This window comes from Fibrobacter sp. HC4 (genome assembly GCF_023373925.1).
Lineage (GTDB): Bacteria > Fibrobacterota > Fibrobacteria > Fibrobacterales > Fibrobacteraceae > Fibrobacter.
On record NZ_JALCZV010000012.1, the window covers coordinates 76,323 to 99,149 of the forward strand.

Annotated in this window: 17 protein-coding genes and 1 tRNA gene; 3 read left to right on the forward strand and 15 right to left on the reverse strand. The window is 51.8% G+C overall.

Going from position 1 to position 22,827, the window contains the following annotated elements:
- Positions 1-84: 84 nt before the first annotated feature.
- Both argA and MMG03_RS09335 read right to left on the reverse strand, forming a co-directional pair.
- Entirely contained in the window at positions 85-1,437 is a 1,353-nt protein-coding gene (gene argA, locus MMG03_RS09330; RefSeq protein WP_249506152.1) for an amino-acid N-acetyltransferase, read from the reverse strand.
- A 113-nt stretch (positions 1,438-1,550) separates the two neighbouring features.
- Positions 1,551-2,477, reverse strand: a complete 927-nt coding sequence (locus MMG03_RS09335) for an FKBP-type peptidyl-prolyl cis-trans isomerase (protein WP_249506153.1) — start codon at positions 2,475-2,477, stop codon at positions 1,551-1,553.
- Positions 2,478-2,776: 299 nt separating this feature from the next.
- Here MMG03_RS09335 and MMG03_RS09340 point away from each other — a divergent pair, with 299 nt between their 5' ends.
- Positions 2,777-2,998, forward strand: a complete 222-nt coding sequence (locus MMG03_RS09340) for a hypothetical protein (protein WP_073159099.1) — start codon at positions 2,777-2,779, stop codon at positions 2,996-2,998.
- A 155-nt stretch (positions 2,999-3,153) separates the two neighbouring features.
- Positions 3,154-3,996 carry a bifunctional methylenetetrahydrofolate dehydrogenase/methenyltetrahydrofolate cyclohydrolase FolD gene (folD, locus tag MMG03_RS09345; protein ID WP_073159101.1) on the forward strand — a complete coding sequence of 281 codons (843 nt, stop codon included), beginning with the start codon at positions 3,154-3,156 and terminating at the stop codon, positions 3,994-3,996.
- A gap of 177 nt (positions 3,997-4,173) precedes the next feature.
- Here folD and MMG03_RS09350 read toward each other — a convergent pair whose 3' ends face one another.
- From MMG03_RS09350 to MMG03_RS09365, 4 genes are all read right to left on the reverse strand, one after another.
- On the reverse strand, positions 4,174-5,907 hold the full coding sequence (locus MMG03_RS09350) for a carbohydrate-binding protein (RefSeq protein ID WP_158535434.1): 1,734 nt from the start codon (positions 5,905-5,907) through the stop codon (positions 4,174-4,176).
- A gap of 120 nt (positions 5,908-6,027) precedes the next feature.
- On the reverse strand, positions 6,028-7,014 hold the full coding sequence (locus MMG03_RS09355) for an SIR2 family protein (protein ID WP_073159105.1): 987 nt from the start codon (positions 7,012-7,014) through the stop codon (positions 6,028-6,030).
- A gap of 68 nt (positions 7,015-7,082) precedes the next feature.
- Positions 7,083-7,790, reverse strand: coding sequence for a histidine phosphatase family protein (locus MMG03_RS09360; RefSeq protein WP_249506154.1), 708 nt, complete (start codon positions 7,788-7,790; stop codon positions 7,083-7,085).
- Positions 7,791-7,798: 8 nt separating this feature from the next.
- Entirely contained in the window at positions 7,799-8,371 is a 573-nt protein-coding gene (locus tag MMG03_RS09365; protein ID WP_073159108.1) for a phosphatase PAP2 family protein, read from the reverse strand.
- A 160-nt stretch (positions 8,372-8,531) separates the two neighbouring features.
- On the opposite strand from MMG03_RS09365, the gene MMG03_RS09370 reads away from it, so the two are divergent.
- Entirely contained in the window at positions 8,532-9,710 is a 1,179-nt protein-coding gene (locus tag MMG03_RS09370) for an acetate/propionate family kinase (RefSeq protein WP_249506155.1), read from the forward strand.
- Positions 9,711-10,031: 321 nt separating this feature from the next.
- On the opposite strand, the gene MMG03_RS09375 is transcribed toward MMG03_RS09370, so the two are convergent.
- The 9 genes from MMG03_RS09375 to MMG03_RS09415 all read right to left on the reverse strand — a co-directional run bounded on the left by MMG03_RS09375 (position 10,032) and on the right by MMG03_RS09415 (position 22,788).
- Entirely contained in the window at positions 10,032-12,704 is a 2,673-nt protein-coding gene (locus MMG03_RS09375) for a tandem-95 repeat protein (RefSeq protein ID WP_249506156.1), read from the reverse strand.
- A gap of 440 nt (positions 12,705-13,144) precedes the next feature.
- The gene (locus MMG03_RS09380; protein WP_249506157.1) at positions 13,145-15,028 is read right to left on the reverse strand and encodes an ATP-binding cassette domain-containing protein; all 1,884 of its coding nucleotides are present in this window, start codon (positions 15,026-15,028) and stop codon (positions 13,145-13,147) included.
- A gap of 33 nt (positions 15,029-15,061) precedes the next feature.
- Positions 15,062-15,541, reverse strand: a complete 480-nt coding sequence (locus MMG03_RS09385) for a hypothetical protein (protein WP_101480032.1) — start codon at positions 15,539-15,541, stop codon at positions 15,062-15,064.
- A gap of 203 nt (positions 15,542-15,744) precedes the next feature.
- Complete coding sequence (gene lon, locus MMG03_RS09390) at positions 15,745-18,126, reverse strand: endopeptidase La (protein ID WP_249506158.1); 2,382 nt, start codon at positions 18,124-18,126, stop codon at positions 15,745-15,747.
- A gap of 165 nt (positions 18,127-18,291) precedes the next feature.
- On the reverse strand, positions 18,292-19,587 hold the full coding sequence (gene clpX, locus MMG03_RS09395) for an ATP-dependent Clp protease ATP-binding subunit ClpX (RefSeq protein WP_249506159.1): 1,296 nt from the start codon (positions 19,585-19,587) through the stop codon (positions 18,292-18,294).
- Complete coding sequence (locus MMG03_RS09400; RefSeq protein WP_073159122.1) at positions 19,587-20,177, reverse strand: ATP-dependent Clp protease proteolytic subunit; 591 nt, start codon at positions 20,175-20,177, stop codon at positions 19,587-19,589. Before MMG03_RS09400 ends, clpX begins: the two co-directional genes overlap by 1 nt.
- 14 nt (positions 20,178-20,191) lie before the next feature.
- Entirely contained in the window at positions 20,192-21,451 is a 1,260-nt protein-coding gene (tig, locus tag MMG03_RS09405) for a trigger factor (RefSeq protein WP_073159124.1), read from the reverse strand.
- Positions 21,452-21,500: 49 nt separating this feature from the next.
- Positions 21,501-21,580: transfer RNA gene (locus tag MMG03_RS09410), tRNA-Leu, on the reverse strand.
- A gap of 104 nt (positions 21,581-21,684) precedes the next feature.
- Complete coding sequence (locus tag MMG03_RS09415) at positions 21,685-22,788, reverse strand: acyltransferase (RefSeq protein WP_073287114.1); 1,104 nt, start codon at positions 22,786-22,788, stop codon at positions 21,685-21,687.
- Between the last annotated feature and the right edge of the window lie 39 nt (positions 22,789-22,827).

Below are 22,827 nucleotides of genomic sequence, written 5' to 3' on the forward strand. Positions count from 1 at the left end.
AGCTAAGGAACTAAAGTTCCTAGTTTCGTACAGCTCGCGGGATTGGATCCTTCACTTCGTTCAGGATGACGCACCTGCGGTGCGTCACTTCTCCAGCGGGAGCATCAAGATACGAGACTTCCGCTTCTGATTGTAGTGATCGCGCTTGGTCTTGGGGAGTTCCTCCACAGTACCATCCACAAAGCCGAAATGGTAGAACCAGTCCAGAGCCTGGGTGGTCAGCAGGAACAGCTTCTTGCAACCCTTCATGCGACCCACGGAAATCAGGTGACGAACGATGGCGTCGCCGATTCCGGACTTGCGGTAGTTGGCGCCCACAGCGATACCTGCAATTTCGGCCATGCCGTCTTCGAATTCATGAAGAGCGCCGCAGCCGTGAATGCTGTTATCGATGTTGTACACCACGTAGTCCTTGAGCTTTTCGGAAATGCTTTCCTGGGTACGGGGCACAAGGAAGCCCTGGTCGATGTAGTCCTGCATAATGCGCAGGATATCGGGAATGTCTTCCATATTGGCGGGCCTGATACTGGAGTACTGGTTGGCGTACACCATGGTACCGTCACCGCGGGCGGAGAACACTTCCTGCAGCAAGCTGCCCTGGAATTCACCGCTAAGCAGATGGACACGGTTGGCGCCGGCCTTGCAGGCGTGAATGGCGTTCATCAGGTAGTCCATCTGGGCAAAATTCAACGTGTCGGAGTTCAGCTCCAGAAGTTCCTGGGCCTGGTCCACATCCATTGCAGAAATCAGACCATTGTCCGTAGGTTCCAAGTACTTGGTGTTTTTGCCCGTCACCAGGCCATCCAACTTGATACCGTCCTGGTTACCGATGAAGAACAGCTTACCCACCTTCATGTACTTGCAAAGTTCGGTGGCCAGTTCCGTGGAGCTGATGTTGTAGGCGTGACCGATCTTGTTCCAGCCAATGGGCGGAATAATAGGCACGAAATTCTCGTCCAGCAGCTGTTCCAGAATATCCTTCTGGATACGTTCGATGCGGCCAGTGCGCATGTAGTCCACACCGTTCACTACACCCATGCTGCGGGCCAAAATCCAGTTGCCCTGAATACCACGGAGGCCGCTTGCAGTCAAGTGGCTCATGATATGCTGGGCTGCACCCAGGGACGCCTGTTCCACATGGGGCAGGGCATCTTCGCAAGTGAGACGCACACCGTTATGGAACTTGGATTCCACACCCCAGGCCTTCAGCTGGGCGTCGATGGAATTGCGAGTGCCGGGCACGATAATGATCTTAATCCCGGACTTGTGCAAAAGTCCGATATCTCGCATGAGCACAGGAAACAGCGGATGGCTCATGAGATCGTCTTCGATCTTCAACACAAACAGCTGGCCCTTGAAGCGTTCCATATACCCGAACACTTCGCGAATGAAACCTGCTATTTCAAAATGCTGGGATGTAAAATCATTTGGATTCATAAACTCAATAATAAAAAAATTGGTTCAGAAACAAAATGGCATAACGAAAAGAAAACAAAAAGAAAAACCGCGGGAAGTTAACCGCGGCCTTTCTTGAGAGAGAAAGAAAACTCTTACTTGGCAGGCTTGGCTTCGGCGGCGGGGGCAGTTTCTGCAGGCTGCGCGGCGGCACCATCCGTTGCGGCGGGAACGGCTTCAGCAGCCGGTGCTGCAACGCCTTCCTCGGCAGGCGGAACTTCTGCGAAGACCTTCAGCAATTCCACTTCGAACACCAGCATGGCATTGGCAGGAATCATGGGAGGTACGCCAGCTTCACCATAAGCCAGGTCGCTAGGAATCCAGGCCTTCACCTTGGAACCCTCCTTGAGAACCTGCAGCAGGTCCTGCCAACCGGCAATGACCGCATTCACCGGGAATTCCAGCGGTTCTCCGCGCTTTACGCTATTGTCAAATTCAGTACCATCCAGCAGGGCACCCACATAATGCACCTGGACCTTGTCGCTAGCCTTGGGAGAAATGCCGGTACCTTCGGTAATCACCTTGTACTGTACACCCTTGGGAGTCAGCTTCACGGTAGGATCCTGCTTGTTCTTTTCCAGGAACTTGTTCTGTTCCTCCAGAGCCTTCTGGGCAGCGGCCTTTGCATCGGCTTCCTTGTTCTGCTGCATCAGCAGGAGCAAGTCCTGAAGGGCACTTTCTGCCGTAGAATCATCCATCAGGACCTTACGGTTGGAATCCACCACATCCTGGATGGCGCTCATCAAGAGCATCATGTTCACGGGAGCATTCACATTGGCAATAGCCTTACCCAGGTCCATACCCAGGGCATAGCTGTAACGGTCAGTCTTGTTTGCAAAACCGGCACCGGGAACAGCCACAGAAGCCTTGGCACCACTGGCTTCGGCAGAAACGGCTGCGGAATCGGCAGGGGCGGAACCAGCAGCTGGGGCAGCGGGATCCACAGCGGGTTTTTGAGAACCACCACATGCAACCATGGCTGCGCAAACGGAAATTGCAGAAAAAAGACGGACAAAACTCATGTTAATTCCTTTATAATCAGTGACTTACTGCACATCAATTTACAAAAAAGTGTGTCGGGGAACACGCCGTGAACACTTTTTAGCGGCTAAAAAATAGCGAAAAAGAATCCCCCAGGGCATCCATTTTTGGCAGAAATCGCCGTTTTTGAATAGAAAAACGCCACTTTTATCCAAAACTACATTCGGGAAACCCATTTAGAACCGCCCCAAACCGTAAACTTGCGTAAACAAAAACCCTTTGAAAGGTACAAGAAAATTACTAACTTACAACGCCAAGAAAGAGAGTGTAAGGAAATTGTATGAATTACCGCTTTGAAAATTACATTGAATCGGCTTCTGCAAGCAAGAAAAACTTCGAACGTGACCTTGAAGGTATCAAGGCCTCCCTCCAGTCGTCTATCCAGGGCAAAACCTCCACCTTTACGGTTCAGCCCGCAAAGACCGGCTGGCTCAAGGGCAGCCTTTCCTACCCCTGGGTACTGATTTGCAGTATCGCTCCGGCCCTGAAGGAAATTTTCTAATAGATATCCCTATCTTGCATTTCATTTTATGAAAAACGCCGCCTGTTTAAACAGCGGTGTTTTTTTATGCTCTTATTTTTTTATTTCCGCATATTTAAAACATCATACCTTATTTTTAAATTTGAACCATAAGAAAATTAAACCTGGAGACCAATATGGCAGCTCTCGTTTTGGACGGCAAGGCTCTTGCCAAGACCACTGAAGAAGAACTCAGCGCACGCGTCGCAAAGCTCAAGGAAAAGACCGGTAAGACCCCGATCCTCGCCACCATCCTCGTCGGCGACGATCCCGCTTCCGCAACCTATGTGAAGATGAAGGGTAATGCCTGCGCTCGCGTGGGCATGGACAGCATCAAGGTCATCATGCCCCAGGACACCACTACCGAACAGCTCCTGGCCAAGATCCAGGAACTGAACAACAATCCGGACGTCCACGGCATTTTGCTGCAGCACCCGGTTCCCCGTCAGATTGACGAACGCGCCGCATTCGAAGCAATCGACGCCCGTAAGGACGTTGACGGTGTGACCTGCCTGGGCTTCGGCCGTATGTCCATGGGCGAAAAGGCCTATGGCTGCGCCACCCCCCAGGGCATTATGCGTCTTTTGAAGGCTTACAATGTGGAACTCTCCGGCAAGCACGCTGTTGTTGTTGGCCGTTCCGCAATTCTCGGCAAGCCCATGGCCATGATGCTGTTGAACGCAAACTGCACCGTTACCATTTGCCACTCCAAGACACCCAACGTTCCGGAACTGGTGAAGCAGGCAGACATCGTCGTTGGCGCTGTAGGCAAGCCTGAATTCATCAAGAAGGAATGGATCAAGCAGGGCGCTGTTGTGGTTGACGCCGGTTACCATCCGGGTGGCGTCGGCGACTGCGAAAAGGGCATGGAAGAAGTTTCCAGCGCATACACCCCGGTTCCGGGCGGCGTTGGCCCCATGACCATCAACACCCTCATCTACCAGAGTGTTGAATCTGGCGAGAAGTACATTCTCGGTTAATTTCGGCTAATCGCAGAAGGTGCGTCGCGGCAGTTCCGCGGCAAGCAAAAAACTCGGTCGCTTTACGGCACCGAGTTTTTTTATTTCTTGAAGGTAGGAATTATTTCAAACAAAAATGCCTCTCTGCAGAATAATCTGCAAAGAGGCGGTTTTTAGGAGAATAAGAGAGAGATTTAATTACTTGCGGACGCGAATGGTCTGGGTAGCCTTACCAGCAACACCGTAGCGCATAACATAGGCGCCATTGCGCAGCGTTCCGTTAATGCCCTTCCATGCTTCCTGAGCGGAACCGGCAAAGACGTTTGCAGACTTGACCAGCTGACCGTTCATATCGAAAATCTGGCACTTGATCAATCCTGCGCCTGCATCCATCAGGATAGTGTTGGCAATCTTGACCAGTTCACCATTGCCTTCAAACTTGATCCAGTCCACATTCAAATTGTTGTCATTGATGGTCAGGCGCAGAATCTGCTTTCCGGCAGCCAGTTCCAATTCACCCGCTTCGACTTCGGTATAAGTATTCCAGTCACCCATGTTCTTGATTGCGGCATCCAGAGTGGCGGTACCCACAGAAACAGTTACAGAACCATCGGCACCATTACCAGTAGCGCCATTCACGGTCACCTTGTACTTGCCAGCAGCCTTCACATCGATGGTGTATTCGTAGTAGTCGCCAGCAGTGGTATAACCAGCGGCATAGCCTGCACCGGCCACAACGACGCCAGCATCATCTGTACGATAAGCGGTTCCATCATTTTTGGCCTGGCTGTGGGAATAGGCATTCACGTCGTAATTTTCTGCTTCCACAGTACCCGGAATTTCGATAGCGCCCTTAAAGGGATTGCCTTCGGCAGAAGCACTGGAAGAAGGTTCAGTAGAAGTGCTGGAACCCGGGTCCACCACAGCGGCGCCATCAGAAGAGAGCACAATGTCGCCACCATTGGGAACAGCATCAAAGTAGATGTAGCCATCCTTGATGGAGGCTTCGATGGCCTTGCCATCCTGGGTTGCGGAAACCTTGGTCCAGCTGCTCTTGACGCGAATGGACAAAGGATAGTTGTACTTGGAAATGTTGTCGGCGATGCTATGGGTAAGGGTATAGCTCATGCTGGTGGCGGAAGAAGACTTTTCAGTAATCTTCGCAGCCTTGCGTTCCTTGATGTACATGGCAACATGTCCCATGGGAGCAACCCAGATCTTGGAATCGTTCTGCTTTGCCCAACTGAGAGCGCCGTCGATGGCGCTAAGGTCCGTGGGAGAATAGGTAGCGTAACCATTGCTCTTGCCCTGGAAACCGTGAGTCAGGAACGAAACCCAGCCACCCTGCTGGATAGCCTTTTGCATTTGGCCAGTAAAGTCATTAGTGCTCTTGATGTCTCCCTCGGAGCCAGTCATGGTGGCGGGAACCTTGGTCCAGTCGCTGGGACCGTCCTTGCCCGAGATATCGGGCACACCCTGCCAGGAACCATTACAGATACGGCCAACAACGTAGTTCTGGCTCACAGAGGATGCACTGGGGGACTTACAGTTAGGATAAGCCAACGTGACAACGCCATAATTCTGGGAAATCTTGCCATTGATGGTATTTCTTGAGGAAGCCGATTCGTTATCAGGCATGGGGTTTCCATGATTATCGCTATGGCTTGCAATTTCGTGGCCATTATCAGCCATACCCTGGAAGCCACTCCAGTTAGGATTCCAAGTCGTCACAAGGTTAAAAGTACCCTTATAGCCGTACTTGTCAAATACCGGGGCGGCGTCAGTCACATGACTGGGAGCACCATCATCAAAAGTAAAGCTTGCCGCACCCTGACGGAAACCTGCCCAGGTTGCAATTTCCTGAGCCTGTACAGAAGCAAAAAGGCTGCCGATCACAGTTGCAGCAACAAAATATTTCCTTGATAGATTCATAACACATCTCCGCCTAAAAAGGCATAACTCTCTGAATCTATAAATACATTTTTCTAGTCCAACATGGACTATTTTTTAGGCGTTTCCGTTGTTGCTAATTACAACAACTGCTGATTCTATTTAACACAGCTTAGACAGGAAGGCCTTGGCATCTTCGCAGATCACCATCTTCTTTCCTAACAGCGACTGCAGACGTTCCAGGTCTGGATGCCCCTGCTGTTCATAAACAATCACGCGCTTGAACCGTTCGCGGTGCCGCAATAAAAATTCCAAATTGTTAATGTCGCTCTTGGGGAAACCGTAACCCACGAAGAAAATATCCTCCGCCTGCTTCAGGTAGTAATCGGCCTTGCTCCAGAGCAAGTTAAAGAGACTTCCGCGCAAGAAGCTTTCCTTGGCGTGGGCCATGGGAATATAGATGGGCGTATCTTCGCAATAGATGGGAAAACTGCGATCCCCCGGCTCCACCTGGCACACACTATTGAGATCCAGCGTGTCGGTCACCCCCTTGAGGGCATACCAGTTCAGGGAACCGTGGAGTTTGATCAAGTCGACGGTACGGCCGGTGTTGGCGCGTCGGGCAGTACGGTCAGCCGGCTCAATACGGACACCATAATCTACGGCCACCTGCCAGGACAGTTCTTCGTCGGAATAGATTGCCTTTTCAATCAGGGTATCGTAGTTGAAACTGAGAAGCAATGTATCGCGGGCACCGGCGCCAGAACAGTTGACGCAACGTCTGAGGAACGTCCGCAAGACCTTCGCCGAACTGGCATCCAGCGATTCTTCGCGACTGATAGCATTGGCAATAAAGCGAAGCAGTTCAAAACGCAGGGACGCATGATACAGGCGCTCCCGCTCCCCCGGGAAAATCTGGGCAGACAGAATGGACGTGGCCAAGGTCTCGATATCCAGATAATCCTTGCAACCATTGCACAAATCCAGAAACTTCCTGCAATAATCGCGAAAATGAGGGAATTCGTCGGGAATCCCTGCAGGAACCAGATTATTCAGGTCCCGAAGGGTCGGCATCTGGGGGCAAAAGGACTTACTGAAGCCCGACCCAAGCACGATAATTCGACGATATGCGTTTTTCGAAACACTCATGGTAGTGAATGTAATCAAAAAAGGCAGACTTTATTTGAAGAAATTTAAAAAAGTTTACAATGAAACGTCTAAAAAAGCATCCAACCCGTATCAAGGCCGGTCACGGGGACAAATCGTCTCACGGCACCAACATCCCCGGATCCCTGGTCCTTACCGATGACCACGGCCAAACCCGTCAGGAAGTTCATCCAGCGGCTGGGAGAGAATTGCAATCCGCAAAAATGATTCAGGCAGGGTACGATCCAGGCATCATGGGAACAGAAGATATTGATAGGGGCCTTCCCGTGAGAAAGCATGAACTGGACCATCTCCTGGGAGCGGGCTGCCAAGGGGAAATAAGCCGGGTCCACATAGCGGGAATCGGCGGCAGTTCCATCCAACCAACGACAAATCCCCTGGTAAAATCCAGTCACGTGAGTTTCCATGTAGGCATCGTAATTCTTCACAAAGAATTCCGCAAGGGGTTGCTGCGGCATTACATCGGGAGCATCTATCCCAAGACCAAGGCCGATATATTCGGCGGTCTGCATACAACGGCCTACGGGACTGCTAAAGAACATGCAATCGGCAGAAACTCCGCTGGTGCAGGAAGCGGCAATGGCCTTGCCTAGTTTAAGGGCTTGTTCGCGACCACGGTCCGTCAAACCGACAAAGGCGCCATGATCAGGGTCGTTAGGTTTTATATGGTCCCGCTCACCGTGACGAACCAGGAAGTACACACGTTCGTCATTTCCAACAGTCTTAAAAAAATCTGCGGCACTAACAAATTCAATCATCGATGACATTAGAAAGTCAACATGGGAAGCAAGTCAGCAAGAACCGGCGACAGGAAATACCAGATGCCGTGAGTCAGACCAAAGCAGACGACACCCAGCAAGAAGCCGCAAATGATGTCGGTAAACCAGTGAACGCCAAAGTACACTCGCAGAAGACCCCAGCTCATGGGGAACAGAAGCATCACCCAGCCATAGTAGGGCATGGCGGCAGTCATAGTCATGGCAACAGCGAAGTTGTTCATGGTATGACCGCTGGGGAAGCTGTATTCGTCCATGGGAGGCACCTGGGGCTTGATAGAATCAAGAACCACGAAGGGGCGGGGACGCTTCACCGTAAGCTTGATCAGTTCGTAGAGTCCCAGGGAAATGCCCGTAACAATGGCAGCTTCCATAGCTACAGGAATAAAGGCTCGCCAACCGATATGGATAAAAAGCACAATGGCAAAAAGAATCCAGACGTAGCCATCACCCAGGCGTACGTAAGAGCGAAGAAACCTCTTGGTCTTTTCGGAAAAATGCCTATTGTTCCAATACCAATAGAGTGATACGCCTTCGTCAAATTTTTGGATTCTCTTAAACATTGCGCCAAATTTAAAAATTTTTTCTGATTCAATTTCCTACTTTTAACATATTAACGTTGAAGCAGGACCTGCCCAACACGAGTACTTTCGGCGCAGCCGAAGCCAACCGCCTTGCCCACTTCCTACTTCGAAGAATATTTGACCAAGATAGAGGTAAAAAATGCGTGTACTCGTTCTTAATTGCGGCAGTTCTTCTGTGAAGTTCGCTGTCATCGACACCAAGACCAAAGAATCCATCGCCAGCGGCCTTGTGGAAAACATCGGCGTTAACGGCCACACCAAGGCAAAGGGCCCGGATGGCAAGATTGATTTCAACTTTGACTGCCCCACCCACGCCGAAGCTGTGGACCAGGTGAAGAAATTCCTGGACGAGCAGAAGCTCACCGACACCATCGAAGCCATCGGCCATCGCGTGGTGCACGGCGGTAAGTACATCAAGTCCGAAAAGGTGACCCAGGACGTCATCGACTACATCCGCAGCATCGTCCTGTTCGCACCGTTGCATGAACCTGCACACGCCACCGGTATGGAATGCGCCATGAAGTTCTTCCCGAACCTGAAGGACAAGCAGGTGGCCGTATTCGACACCGCCTTCCATCAGACCATGCCGAGGAAGGCTTTCCTCTACGGCATCCCCTACAAGTTCTACGAATCCGACGCTATCCGCCGTTACGGTTTCCATGGTACCAGCCACCGTTTCGTAACTGCAGAAGCTGCCGCCATTCTCGGAAAGAAGCCGGAAGAATGCTGCTTCATTACCGCACATCTCGGTAACGGTTCCAGCTGCTCCGCCATTCTCAACGGCAAGTGCGCCGACACCACCATGGGTTTCACTCCGCTGGACGGCCTCATCATGGGTACTCGTTCCGGTTCCATCGACCCGGCTATCCTCTTCTACATCAGCAAGAAGTACGGCTATGACATCGACCGTCTCGACAAGATGGTGAATAAGGAATCCGGCCTGCTTGGCCTCTCCGGTTTGAGCAACGACATGCGCACCCTGACCCAGGCTGCAAGCGAAGGTCACGTTGGCGCACAGATCGCTCTGGAAACCTTCTGCTACAAGCTGGCTCGTGAAATCGGCGGCATCGCCATGGCCCTCCCCCGCATCGACGCCCTGGTATTCACCGGCGGCATCGGCGAAAACAGCATGCTGGTCCGCAAGACCGTCATGGAAAACCTTGCCCTTCTCGGTTACCAGATCGACGAAGACCGCAACAACAAGGCTGGCAAGGAATCTGGCCACATGATCAACAAGGAAGGCACCCCCAAGGCAATGGTGGTGGCAACCAACGAAGAACTGCTCATCGCCCTCGATACCGAAGACTTGGTAAAGTAGCGAGAGTCGCAGCAAGTGTTTTACACTTGCTATGACCGAGCTTTAGCCAAGCGCACGAAGTGCGAACTGGTGAAGTAATCAGGTCGGTAGCGCTTCGCGCTCCCTTTTAGGTAGTTGGGGGCGCAAGCGCAGCTCGCTTTCTGGTAAAATAATGGTGTCTGACGACACAAAAAAAAGAGACTCCCTCACGGGAGTCTTTTTTGTATTTCGGCGAAGCCGAGTGAATTTAACCTCTAGCGACGAAGTCGCGACCTCAAGCCTCTAGCGAGGCTTGCGAGCGAACCTCACGGCGAGCGGCATCACGCCGCCTACAAGGAAAAACTACTTGATGGTCCAGGTCTGCTGATTTACCTTCAGGATCTTGCGGCCCTGAACCGTTGCTGCAGCGGCACGAACTTCAGATTCGCTTACCGGCAGACGGCGGGTCCACATGACGCGGCCCTGCATATCCATCATGGAGACGGTACCGCGATTAGCCTGAATAGCCCCCTGCCAGTTCAACTTGGCAGAAGCCACCACGGGAGTAATACCCGTAGTAGAAGAACCTTCCAGGTAGAACACAACGCCTACAGTCTTAGTAGTGTCGTTGGCATCGTAAGCGGAAAGGGATACGCGGTAAGCCACATCCTTGAACAGTTCAACTGTATCGGATGCCAAGGAAACCTTCAGGACGCCATCCACAATTTCAACATCCAGCTGCTTCGAATGGCTTCCGATGATGTAACCCAGTTCATCACCATCAACGTCAGTGAAGATGGAATCCATGGGAACTTCACCAACAAACTTCTTGCCATCAATTGTAGCTGTACCTCTCCAAATAACCACCGGAGCATCATCTACAGGAGTGATATTGACAGTGATGTTAAATTCAGTAGGAGTGCTCTTACCATCGGTAACAGTACCGACCACAATAGCTTCACCGAAGGCATTGCGAACCGGCGTAATAGTCAAAATGCCAGAAGTGTAGCTCACCAGAGTCTTGCCATCTTTGCTTTCAAAGCTGTAAGTCAAAGCTTCCTTTTCAACATCCGTTGCCCAGGAAGTCACAATAGCCTTCTTATAGACAATAGCTGCAGCATCTTCCATCACTGTGGTGTCAATGGCGTCAACAGTCATAATGGGAGACTTGTTCCTATACTTCACATCCAGCATGACAACAGCCATTTCGGACTTAAGACCTGCGGAGTTTTCAATGTGATAGGCAAAAGCATCCGGACCTTCGTAATCTTCATCGGTGGTGGTGTAGACGAAGGAGCCGTCCTCGGCAAGGACCACAGTACCTTCGGAAGGTTCAACATCCAGAACGGCAATCAAGATAGAATCACCATCGGGATCCTCATCATTGGCAAGGACACCCTTCTTGGCAGTAATTTCGTTCTTGCCCTGCAGAACTTCATAGGTATCACCCTTGGCAATGGGAGCATCGGCAACAGGATTTACCTTTACATAGAACATCACATTGGGAATAGAAATAGCAGGGTCGGTAACCACGAGGCTAACCTTGGCAACACCGTTGGCATCCTTAATCGCCGACACATCAATCAGATAATTATCGTCTGTTGCAGAGACGCTCACGGTAACGACACCACTTGCCTTTCCAGTAACAGTATAATCGTCATCGCCATCTACATCCGTAATAGAAATGTTTTCCTTGGGGAACACCAGGACAAAGTCATCGAAATCTTCATCGACTACCAGGGTATCGCCAAAGGATTTTTCATCACCATCTTCATTCAAGAAAGTCTTGGTCAGGATCTTAACCACCGGAGCATCATTCACGTTTGTTACGGTAATAGTTGCAACGCCAATTTCACTTTCCCTGTCGGTGTTATTCTTTTCGACGCACTTGTAGGTGAAGGAATCCTTACCATAGAAATTTGCTGCGGGAGTATATGTGAATATGCCAGTCAGGGCAGCAATCTTCAGTTCACCATGTTCGGGTTCACTGAGCTGCACCCATTCAACAGCATCGCCATCGGCATCGGAGCAAATCTTGGTCAGGTTGTTCACGAGGAGAGTGCTCTTGTAAGAGGAATCTTCCTTGACCTCGAATTCCATGTTCTGGGCCACCGGCAGGTTTTCCGTATCTTCGGTATTGATGGTGAAGGAGAAGGTGGCGGTCTTCTTGGTGGGATCCGTTGCGGTCAGAGTTACCTTGGCGGGACCATCGGGATTCGGGGTGGTCGTGAACTTGATGATGCTATTCTGGTCGTACTTGGTAGAATCCACCAGCTTGACAGAATTGTTTTCGCTTACGATCTTCACGGTAATGGTCAGATCGTCTCCGTCGGCATCTTCAAAAACCTCGGCCATATTCATGGTATGAACGGCGCCTTCGGCAAGGTCGATGGAACCGCCGTTATAGCCAGCAAAACCTTCGGTTACGTTAGGAGCGGCAGTGACGCATTCATCCCCCAAGGTAAAACTATGCAGGGTGACCGTGTTAGAACCACTCTTGGCAGCCTTGGCGTGGGAGTCCTTGAAGCTGAACTGAACGCCCAGCTGAGATCCGGAATTCCAGGCTACGGTCTTGGTAGACTTCCAGCTCTGGGTAAGGGCAGAGAATGCGATGTAGGACCTTTTTAAAGAACCCTTGGTGGCAGCCATTTCCATGCCGTAATAGTTGTCATCGGTAATGGTAGACTGCTTGAAATCTACACGGAAGGGAGCGTCAGCCTCATAAGCCAGGCAAACACCCTTATAAGTCGCAATTGAAGTCACCTTGGGCTTGTAGCTTGCGTCAATGACCCAGCTAAAACCGAAACCGGCACCGGACTTGCCATCGGTAGTCGTGGGTGCAGTAAAGTCCAGAACACGGGCACCATTCACATTCGTTGTGTCAATGGATGCACCGGAACCATAATCGTAGATGTAGCTCTGGGCGTAGGGCTTATCGGCAGTAACGCCATCTTCATCCGAAAAAACGACAGCAGTTGCTGCGGCGGCATAACCAGCCAAAAGACCTGCCGTCAAAATTCCAATCTTCTTGATCATAAATGACCTCTCTTTCCAAAATCCTATACGTCATATAATTATAATAAAAAGATTACAAAACTCAAAATACTTATGATAGTCAAAAGGTTAAACATTTTTCACATCTAAAAAAATGGTATCCCGTCATAAGGGTACCGCTAATTTTTAATGAAAAAAAGGGAATTTAATACCGGAACGAAAAGTTTCAGTGCAGGGATGAGGGCGGAGCCTGCGGCTCCTTTCAGGCTGATAATCGCGCAGGAGGAGCCTGGCTTTTTAATTCGTAACTAATTTTCGCGCCGGTTATAAAAGCAACGAAATTGCTCATTCATTTCTAAGCGCCTAAAAGCACCGCAGGTGCGACCCAATACCTAAAAGGCCGCAGGCCGACCTCACGGCTCATTGCTCACAACTCATTGCTCACGGCTCATTGCTCGCGGCTATTGCCTGAAACCTGCCGCCTATCCCAGCGCGTCCAGTTCCTCGTAGCGTTCGTAGGCTTTTTCCAGGGCGGATTCCCGTTCCGTGATTTCCTTCTGGAGTTCCACGATGCGGGCGGCGTTGGTACAGACCTCGGGCTTGCACAGTTCTTCCTGGCGTTCCGCGATTTCGGCTTCCAGCTTCTCGATTTTTTCGGGGAGGGCGTTGTATTCACGTTCCTCGTTATAGCTGCGCTTTTTCTTCTTGGCGGGAGCGGAGCTCACGCCTTCCCCACCGTTTGCGTTACTGGCTGCGGAGCTGCGAGAAGCTTCCTTCTCGGCGGCGACGCGGGCAGCCGCTGCGGCTTCCTTATCACGGATTTTCTTGTTAGCTTCGTAATCGCTGTAACCGCCCACGGCCTCGAAAATGTTTCCGTCTTCTTCGATGGCCAAAATGCCTGTGGCCACGGAGTCCAAAAAGGCGCGGTCATGGCTCACGGTAAGGACAGTTCCCTTGTACTCCGCCAGAAGTTCCGCCAGCAGGTCCAAGGTTTCCATATCCAGGTCGTTGGTAGGTTCGTCAAGAACCAGCACATTGCTGGGGTGGCTAAAGAGGCAGGCCAAAAGCAAGCGATTACGTTCACCACCGCTCAAGGCGCTAATGGGACCGCGGGCACGATCCGCGCTAAAGAGGAAGTCCTGCAGGTAGCTGAGCACATGGCGCTTGACGCCGTTCAAGGTAATGTAGGCCTGACCATCGCCAATGTTTTCGATAAGACTCTTGTCTTCGCGGAGGCGGGTACGCATCTGGTCGAAGTAGGCGATTTCAAGATTGCTGCCCAGGCGAACTTCGCCCTGGTCCGGCTGCAACTCGCCCAGGATCAACTTCAGGAGAGTGGTTTTGCCGCTACCGTTGGGGCCTACAATGCCGATGCGGTCACCGCGGGAAACTTCGGTAGAAAAATTCTTGATCAGCGGCTGCGGCACACCACCCGTCGTTTCGTCAGCATAGGCATAACTGATGTCGGTGAGGCGGGCCACCATACGGCCGGAACGTTCCGCTTCCGTAATCTGCATATTCACGTTACCCGTGCGCACGCGGCGTTCGGCACGTTCCTGACGCATCTTGATCAAGGCGCGGACGCGGCCCTCGTTACGGGTACGGCGGGCCTGGATGCCCTTGCGGATCCAGACTTCTTCTTCGGCCAGGCGCTTGTCAAAAAGGGCGTTGGCCTTTTCTTCTTCGGCCAGGGCCTGATCGCGGAACTGCACGAACTTGTCGTAGGGGAAATTCCAGCTGCGGACGCGACCGCGGTCCAGTTCAAAAATTCGGGTAGCCACGCGGCGGACAAAAGCTCGGTCATGGCTAACAAACATAACAGCGCAATTCAGGCGGGTCACGATTCCTTCCAGCCACTGGATGGCGGGAATGTCCAGATGATTGGTAGGTTCGTCCAGCAAAAGCAAATCCGGATCCTCGGCCACGGCGCGGGCAAAAAGCACACGTCGCTTCTGACCACCGCTCAAGCTATCGTAAGGCAGGTCCGCATCGATGCCCGTCTTTCCAAGAATCGCCTCTGCTGCAGAATCATGATGACCGTCGTCGGAACCATCCTTCACGCCCGTCCAGCCGGCGGAACTGCCTGCCGCCACCTTCCCCATCACAATGTCGCGGACGGTACCATCGATGTGGGCGGGAATTTCCTGAATCATGCGGCTGACCCGAAGGCCAGTCTTCTTCACGATATCGCCGGAGTTGTATTCCATCTCGCCAGTGAGAACCTTCAGAAGCGTAGACTTTCCTTCGCCATTGCGGCCCACCAGGCAAATGCGGTCGCCAGGTTCAACATCAAAGGAAACGTTATCCAACAGCGGAGCGGTTCCGCCAAGACGCAAAAGAATGTTCTGTGCTGATAAGATAGGCATGGGAGCAAAGATAGCTTTTTACACTGAACTGCTTCAGTGGACTTCTACCAGTTTTCCATTGCGGTACGCGCAGGAAGCCACCCGTTGCATCAGACCTCCGCTTGAAGGAGCCCACAGTATCAATCGGGAGGCAAGGCGCTGCACAAAGTCGGCACAATATTGCCTTGTACTGAACAGACTCTCATCGTTCCAAAAACAGGAAACCACCAAAAGACGGCCTTCTGCAAACGCCTGGCAACAGGTGCTACTGTAAATGGTGGGAAGTTTGCGGTCTACAATCCATACGGCGTGTCCCCCATACCTTAAAAGAATTTCCAGGATATTCCTTTCGCTTAGATTGCGGAAGGAGCCAACCACCTTGCAACCTTCCAAACCTGCATCAGCCGCCCAATGGTCACGCCGGCGAGGCATCAGAATATCGCTCCGGTCCGAAGCAAAGACGCCCACAAGTTCTTCGTCCAAAAGGGAACTGTTCCCGATCCAGGTCGTGCCAACGAGATTCAAATTCTTCATGGCCCAAATATACACTTGCCACTATACCGAAACAAGGGAGCAGCCTTTCAGCCGTTCATTATGCAACCGGCTCTTTTAAATAAAGTAATATATGTAGGTCCGCAAAATAGAATTGCTAACTATAAAAGGGAAATAAAAAATCCGCACCAGACCGTCTAAAGTCCAGTGCGGAAATTTCCAGAGTCTAGGGACGAAACCGACCCTTAGTTCTTTTTACCGTCTGCGGAACCTTCCTTCGTCACCACCTTAAAGCACTTGCTCTTATCGACACCCTTGAAGAGGATCTTGATAATTTCGTCAATGTGCTTGTGGGTAAAGATCTTCAGGCCCTTCTTTGCCGGAGCGGGAAGTTCGTCAACGTCCTTCTTGTTCTGTTCCGGGAGGCGCAAGGTCTTTACGCCAGCCTGCAGAGCGGCAAGGGCTTTTTCGTTGAGTCCGCCAATGGGGAGGCAGGCGCCAGTGAGGCTCACTTCGCCGGTAAAGGCGATGTCGGTGGGCACGGGGTGGCGGGTAAATGCAGAAAGCAGGCACAAGGTGAGTGCAATACCGGCAGAGGGGCCATCCTTGGGAACGGCACCTTCGGGCACGTGAATGTGGATGTCGGTATTCTTCACCACGTCAGGATCGATGCAGAAATTCTGCAGACGTTCGCGAACCAGGGAGAGGGCAATCTGAGCAGATTCCTTCATCACGTCGCCCAGCTTACCCGTCAGCAGCAGGCCGCCCTTGCCCTGCAGCAAGGTACATTCGATAGGCAGGATTTCGCCACCCACGCTTGTCCAGGCCAGGCCGGTAATAACGCCCGGGCGACCGGATTCGGGGAGCTGGCTATCCAGGAAGCGGGCGGCTCCCAGATATTCCTGCAAAGTCTTTTCGGAAAGTTCGGCCTTGAACTTCTTGCCCGTCACCATGTCCTTGGCACGATGGCGAACGATGCGTTCCAGCACACGTTCCAGTTCACGGACACCGGCTTCACGGGTCCAGCCGCGAATGGCGTGGCGGATCACGTCTTCGTTAAAGGCGATGTCCTTGTCCAGGGTAACGCCGGTGCGTTCGCAGATGCGGGGCACCAGGTAGTTGGCCGCAATCTTTTCCTTTTCGTGGGGGAAGTAACCCGGCAGGCGCACCACTTCCATACGGTCGCGGAGGGGTTCGGGAATTTCGCCTTCGTTATTTGCAGTCGCAATGAACAGCACGCGGGAAAGATCCAGGCCCACTTCCATGAAGTGGTCGGTAAAGTCGTGATTCTGTTCCGGATCCAGAACTTCAAGCATGGCGCTGGCGGGGTCACCGCGGAAGTCGCTGGCCATCTTGTCGATTTCGTCCAGAAGGATAATGGGGTTCATGCACTTGGCGCGCTTCAGGGCCTGAATAAAGCGGCCCGGCATGGCGCCAATGTAAGTGCGACGGTGACCGCGGATTTCAGCTTCGTCACGGACGCCACCCAAAGTGATGCGGACGAAATTGCGCTGCATGGCCTTGGCGATAGATTCCACCAAGGTGGTCTTGCCGACACCCGGAGGGCCAACAAGGCAGAGGATGGGGGCGCGGCGTTCGGTGCCGGTAAGCTTCAGGACCGCGATGTATTCCATGATACGGTCCTTCACCTTGTCCAGACCAAAATGCTTGGAATCCAGTTCGGCCTTCACCTTCTTCATGTTCAGGCTGGTTTCCGTGTACACGTTGTACGGAAGGGTCAGGAACCAGTCCAGGTAATTGCGGCTGACGGCATATTCCGGGGAAGTGGGCTGCATCAGCTTCATGCGGCCGATTTCCTCTTCCAGCTTTTCGCGGATCGGTTCCGCAAACTTCTTTTCCTTAATCTTCTTCAGCAGCTGATCCGGTTCGGACTGGCCATTTTCGCCATCCAGTTCATCTTGCAACTGGCGGATCTGTTCAGAAATAAACCATTCCTTCTGCTGCTGGGCCATCTTCTGACGCACATTCTGCTGCACCTTCACCATCAAGGTGTCGTTGACGGCAGAAGCCTGCATAATCTCGATCAGGTTGTCGGCCAACTCGTCGATGGAACCTACTTCCAAAAGGCGCTGACGTTCAGACAGGGAAACCTGCAAGAAGGGAATCATACCGTAGAAGGCGTTCAGATGGCTATCCATGGTAAACAGGGCATCCACCATGCCTTCGGTAATGTTGCGATGCATGGCGTATTCGCGGAACTGCACCAGAACGTTCTCGAAACGGGAGCTCTTGTCAGTCAGCAGAACCGCCGGAGTATGGGCCGAAACCGTAACCTGCAAAAAGCCAAGTTCCATGTTCATGGAACGGAGGTCCACCACAGCTTCGCCTTCCAGCACCACCTTCACGCAACCGTTGGGGAACGGAGTCACGTTGCTCACGCGGGCCATGACGCCCACCGAGTAAAGGTCCAGCATGGGATTTTCCAGTTCTTCCAGCTCGATATTTTTCTGGGCGGCCAGGATAATCACATTGTCATGAGCCTCGGCGTATTCCAGGGCCTTCAGCGAAATGTCGCGGCCTACCAAAATGCGGCGGGTGGTCAGCGGAAATACGATAGCATCTCTAAGGGGGAGCAGCGGATAGGTTCTAGAAAAATCAGTGGCCAAATTAAAATCTCCAGTGCAGGAATTCGAAACGAAAATCCTGAGTCATCCAAAAATAAAAAAATGGAGGTCGCATTCCGAAGAAGGACCATCCAAAAAATAGGCTTGCGGGTAAGTCCCACAGGGTATGGGCCGCACACAATCAAGTGCAACCCATTAATCGAAGAGTTATACGGACTTCTTACGAGTACGTTTGGGAGCCGCCGCAGTTTCGTCAGCAGGAACCACATTGTCCAAAGCCTGACGGACCATTTCGGCAGTCACTACAAGCTTGCTCTCGCCAGAACCCGGCATGGTAAACATGTAACGCTGCAAGGTCTTTTCCATAACGGAACGGAGGCCGCGGGCACCAGTCTTTCGAACGATAGTTTCGCGGACAATTTCCTTCAGGGCTTCCGGTTCAAAGTCCAGCTCGATGTCGTCCATTGCGAACAACTTCTTGTACTGCTTTACCAAGGCGTTCTTGGGTTCAGTCAGAATGTTCAGCAATGCGGCTTCGTCAAGTTCTTCAAGAGCGACAGCGATGGGCAAACGTCCAACGATTTCAGGAATCAAACCGAACTTGATCAAGTCATCAGGTTCCATCACCTTGAACAATTCGCTGAGGGTATTTTCTTCGGAGCTGCGGATATCGGCACCGAAACCCATGCCGCCCTTGTTTACGCGACGGGCGATAATCTTGTCCAGAGATTCAAAGGCGCCACCGCAAATGAACAGGATATTGCGGGTATTCACCTGCACCAGGGCCTGCTCGGGATGCTTACGTCCACCTTTAGGAAGAACAGCAGCCACGGTACCTTCGAGAATCTTCAGAAGCCCCTGCTGCACGCCTTCACCGCTCACGTCGCGGGTAATAGACGGATTGGCAGACTTGCGGGCGATCTTATCGATTTCGTCCACAAAGATAATGCCACGTTCGGCCTTGGCCACGTCATATTCGGCAGCCTGCAAAAGGCGAACGATGATGTTTTCCACATCTTCGCCCACGTAACCAGCTTCAGTCAGCACGGTAGCGTCGGCAATGGTAAAGGGAACATCCAGGAAGCGGGCCAGCGTCTGGGCCAGCAAAGTCTTACCGGAACCGGTGGGGCCCACCAGAAGCAAGTTGGACTTTTCAACTTCTACAGCGTTCTTGTCGGTATTCGTAGCCTTGTAACGCAAACGCTTGTAATGGTTGTAGACCGCTACAGACAAAGCCATCTTGGCCTGGTCCTGACCAATAACAAACTCATCCAGGTGAGCCTTGATCTCGGACGGATGCGGAAGAGGCTTTGCAGTCAGTTCAGCAGTTGCGGTTTCCTGCGCTCTGCGGGTACGATCCTCTTCGATAATACGATGGCACATGGAAACGCAGTCACTACAAATGTGGACGCCTGCGCCTGTAATCATCTTCTCGACTTGTTCCGCCGGCTTGCCACAAAAACTGCAATTCACCGTCGGATGGTTCTTCCCGCTACGATACATTAAAATCCCTCTTTACGCGGCACAAAAATTTCGTCAATAACGCCAAATGCCTTGGCTTCTTCAGGGCTCATGTAGAAGTCACGGTCGGTCTTTTCGCGGACTTCGTCGATAGCCTTGCCAGTATGCTTGGCGACAATTTCTGCCAGAGTATCCTTAGTGCGGACAATTTCCTTGGCAGTGATCTGGATATCGGTAGACTGACCGGTGGCAGCGCCAGAAGGCTGATGCAGCATGATGCGGGAATGAGGGAGAGCATAACGCTTGCCCTTGGTTCCTGCAGCCAGCAGCACAGCAGCCATAGAGGCGCAACTACCAATACAGATTGTAGCGATGTTCGGACGAACATGCTGCATGGTATCATAAATGGCCAAACCTGCCGACACGTAACCACCCGGGCTGTTGATGTACAGCGTGATATCCTTTTCCGGATTCTCGTATTCAAGGAAGATCAGCTGGGCCATCACATTGTTGGCCACTTCATCGTTAATGGGAGTTCCCAAAAAGATAATGCGTTCCTTAAGAAGACGGGAATAGATATCGTAGGCGCGTTCACCGCGTCCGGTGGTCTCGATGACGGTAGGAATGATCATTATGAGTTTACCTCTTACTTGTTTTCTTCGGCAGCGGGGCGGATACCGACGATGAAGTCAGCGGCCATCTGGACGCGGAGTTCGTCGCGGAGACCGTTGATGCGGCCGGACTGACGGAAGTGGTTCTTCAGGGATTCGAAGTCCACGTGATATGCGTTTGCCATGACCTGGAGACGTGCGTCGACGTCAGCCTGGGCCGGGCGGATCTTTTCAGCAGTAGCGACGAAGTCCAGAATGCGGTGCTTCTTGATTTCGCGGACAGCTTCCGGAGAGAGAGCCTTGATCTGTTCTTCGGTGGGTTCCACAACATCCTTTTCGCTCTGGGCGTTACGGTTCATGGACCAGCGGATCAGGTCGTAGACGCGAGCTTCGGGAACTTCGAACGGGTTAGCTTCGATAATCTTGTCGATAGCTTCGTTGATAGCCTTGTTCTTGGCAGCGTCCTTCTTCTGGTTTTCGATACCTTCGGCCAGGTTCTTCTTCAGGTCTTCAACGTCCTTGACGCCAACCTGTTCAAAGAAGGCTTCGTCCATGGTGGGAGGAACGATTTCGCGAACGTCGGTAATTTCGACCTTGAACTGAGCGGTCTTACCGCGATAGCGTTCGTCCTTGTGGTCTTCCGGATACTGGAAGTTGACTTCCTTAGCTTCGCCAGCCTTGGCACCGACGAGACCTGCATCGAATCCCGGAGAAGCGGATTCGCCGAGGAGAGAACGGAATTCCTTGTTTTCCGGCAGATCCTGCTTTTCGCCGTCGATGATGACTTCAACATAGTTGCCAACGACAACGTCACCAGACTTTGCTTCGCGATCGACGTGTTCGTCCTTGCTCCACATCTGCATGAGACGGTTGTATTCGTTGTCGATTTCTTCCTGGCTTACAGCAATGGCGGGAACGGTGATGCCGGTGTCAGCATAGCCCTTGATGTCGATGACCGGATCCATTTCGACTTCCACCTTAAGTGCGATGTCGTTTTCCTTGTCATCCTTGAAATCAACAACCTTCATCTGGCCAACGGGAATGATGTTTGCCTTCTTCAGTTCATCCTGGACGATCTTGTTGATGGTTTCATCCACAACTTCGTGGCGGATGGATTCACCGAACTGCTTCAGGATCATAGCCTTGGGAACCTGGCCCTGGCGGAAACCCTTCAGGGTAACCTGCTTCTTGTACTGATTCACCTTCTTTTCGAAGGGAGCCTTGAGGTCGGCCTGCGGAATGGTAATTTCGAGGGTGCGCTTGGTGGCGCTGGTTTCTTTGATTTCAACTGTCATTATGAACTCCGAAAATCGATTTCTTATCGGTTGTTAGATGTTAAAGACGTGCGAGGGGTGGGAGTCGAACCCACACACCGAGGTACCAGATCCTAAGTCTGGCGCGTCTGCCAATTCCGCCACTCTCGCAATTTTGCACCCAAAGTTAGAAAAAATCAAAACAACCACTTAACCCTTTACAACCAATTTATCGTTACAAAGGGAATTTTTGTCTACGAAAAAATGCGTCTGACCTAAAAAAAGGCGAGCAATCGGCGACACAGGGCGGAAATCTTTTCGGAAACCAGATTTTCTAGGGTAGAAACCCTCAAAATTTTAAAGAACGTTCTACGAATAAATTCAATTGCAGAACAAGATACATAGATGCCGACAACCAAACCTATAAATAAAAGGGTAGCTTTGTATACCGGCTGTTCCAAAATCCAGGAAAAGGGAGCCTCGCCCAGATACTGCCAAACCATGGGCTGCATATGAATCAGGTAAACCCCAAAAGTCAGGGGCGCAAGAACTTTTACGACAGCGGCCCCGCAGGCCCCCCATTTAATTCTGGAAAACAGGATCAAAAGCATTACCGAAGCCACGATAATCGTAGGGGACGTGTATTCCAGCAGCACATTGGTGTGAATGCTCTCGGAACCCGTCAGGCGAATCGACAAAAAGGCCAGCCCATATTTCGCCAGCAGATTGCAGCCCACGGCAACCGCAAAGACACTCACGCAGAACAACTTGCTCTTGCCAAGCCAAGCCCCATGATGGCGCATATAAGCCCCCAGGATATACATCACGGCAAGCCACAGCGCACTGTAACCGTTCATGGAATGGAATACATCCTCATCGACAATCGTGGGCAAGACTGCCAACAACACAAAGCACAGGGCCAGGAATTTCTTCTGCAGATCCTTAGGCGCCTCCAGCACAAAACGGTTCATGAACGGCATAAAGAAGAACATGCAGAAATAGGCCGAAAAATACCAGTAACGTTCAAAAAGCACCGGCAACGCCGACTTTACCAGATCGCCAGTCCCGAAAACGCCCGGAGCAAGCAAGTAAAGCGCAACCGCGATTCCCAGCGAATAGAATTCCACCTGGAACCAGAGCGACACAATATTCTTCAGCTTGAACTTCGAATAAACCCCGACAAATCCCGATATGAGGGCGTAGCAGTTTACCGCGCAGAGGATCAGATTTTCCACACCCCAGGCGGCAAAATAGTGGGCGGTTCCCCAGGCGGATTTGGCCAGGATGCCCCCGGCCCCCAGCACATGCAACATGACAATCATGAACATCGAAACAATGCGCAGTGAATCAATTCCGTAATTTCTTTCGTTGGATGCCATGCCTGTTATTCTTCTGGTGGATTAATTTTTTAAATTACT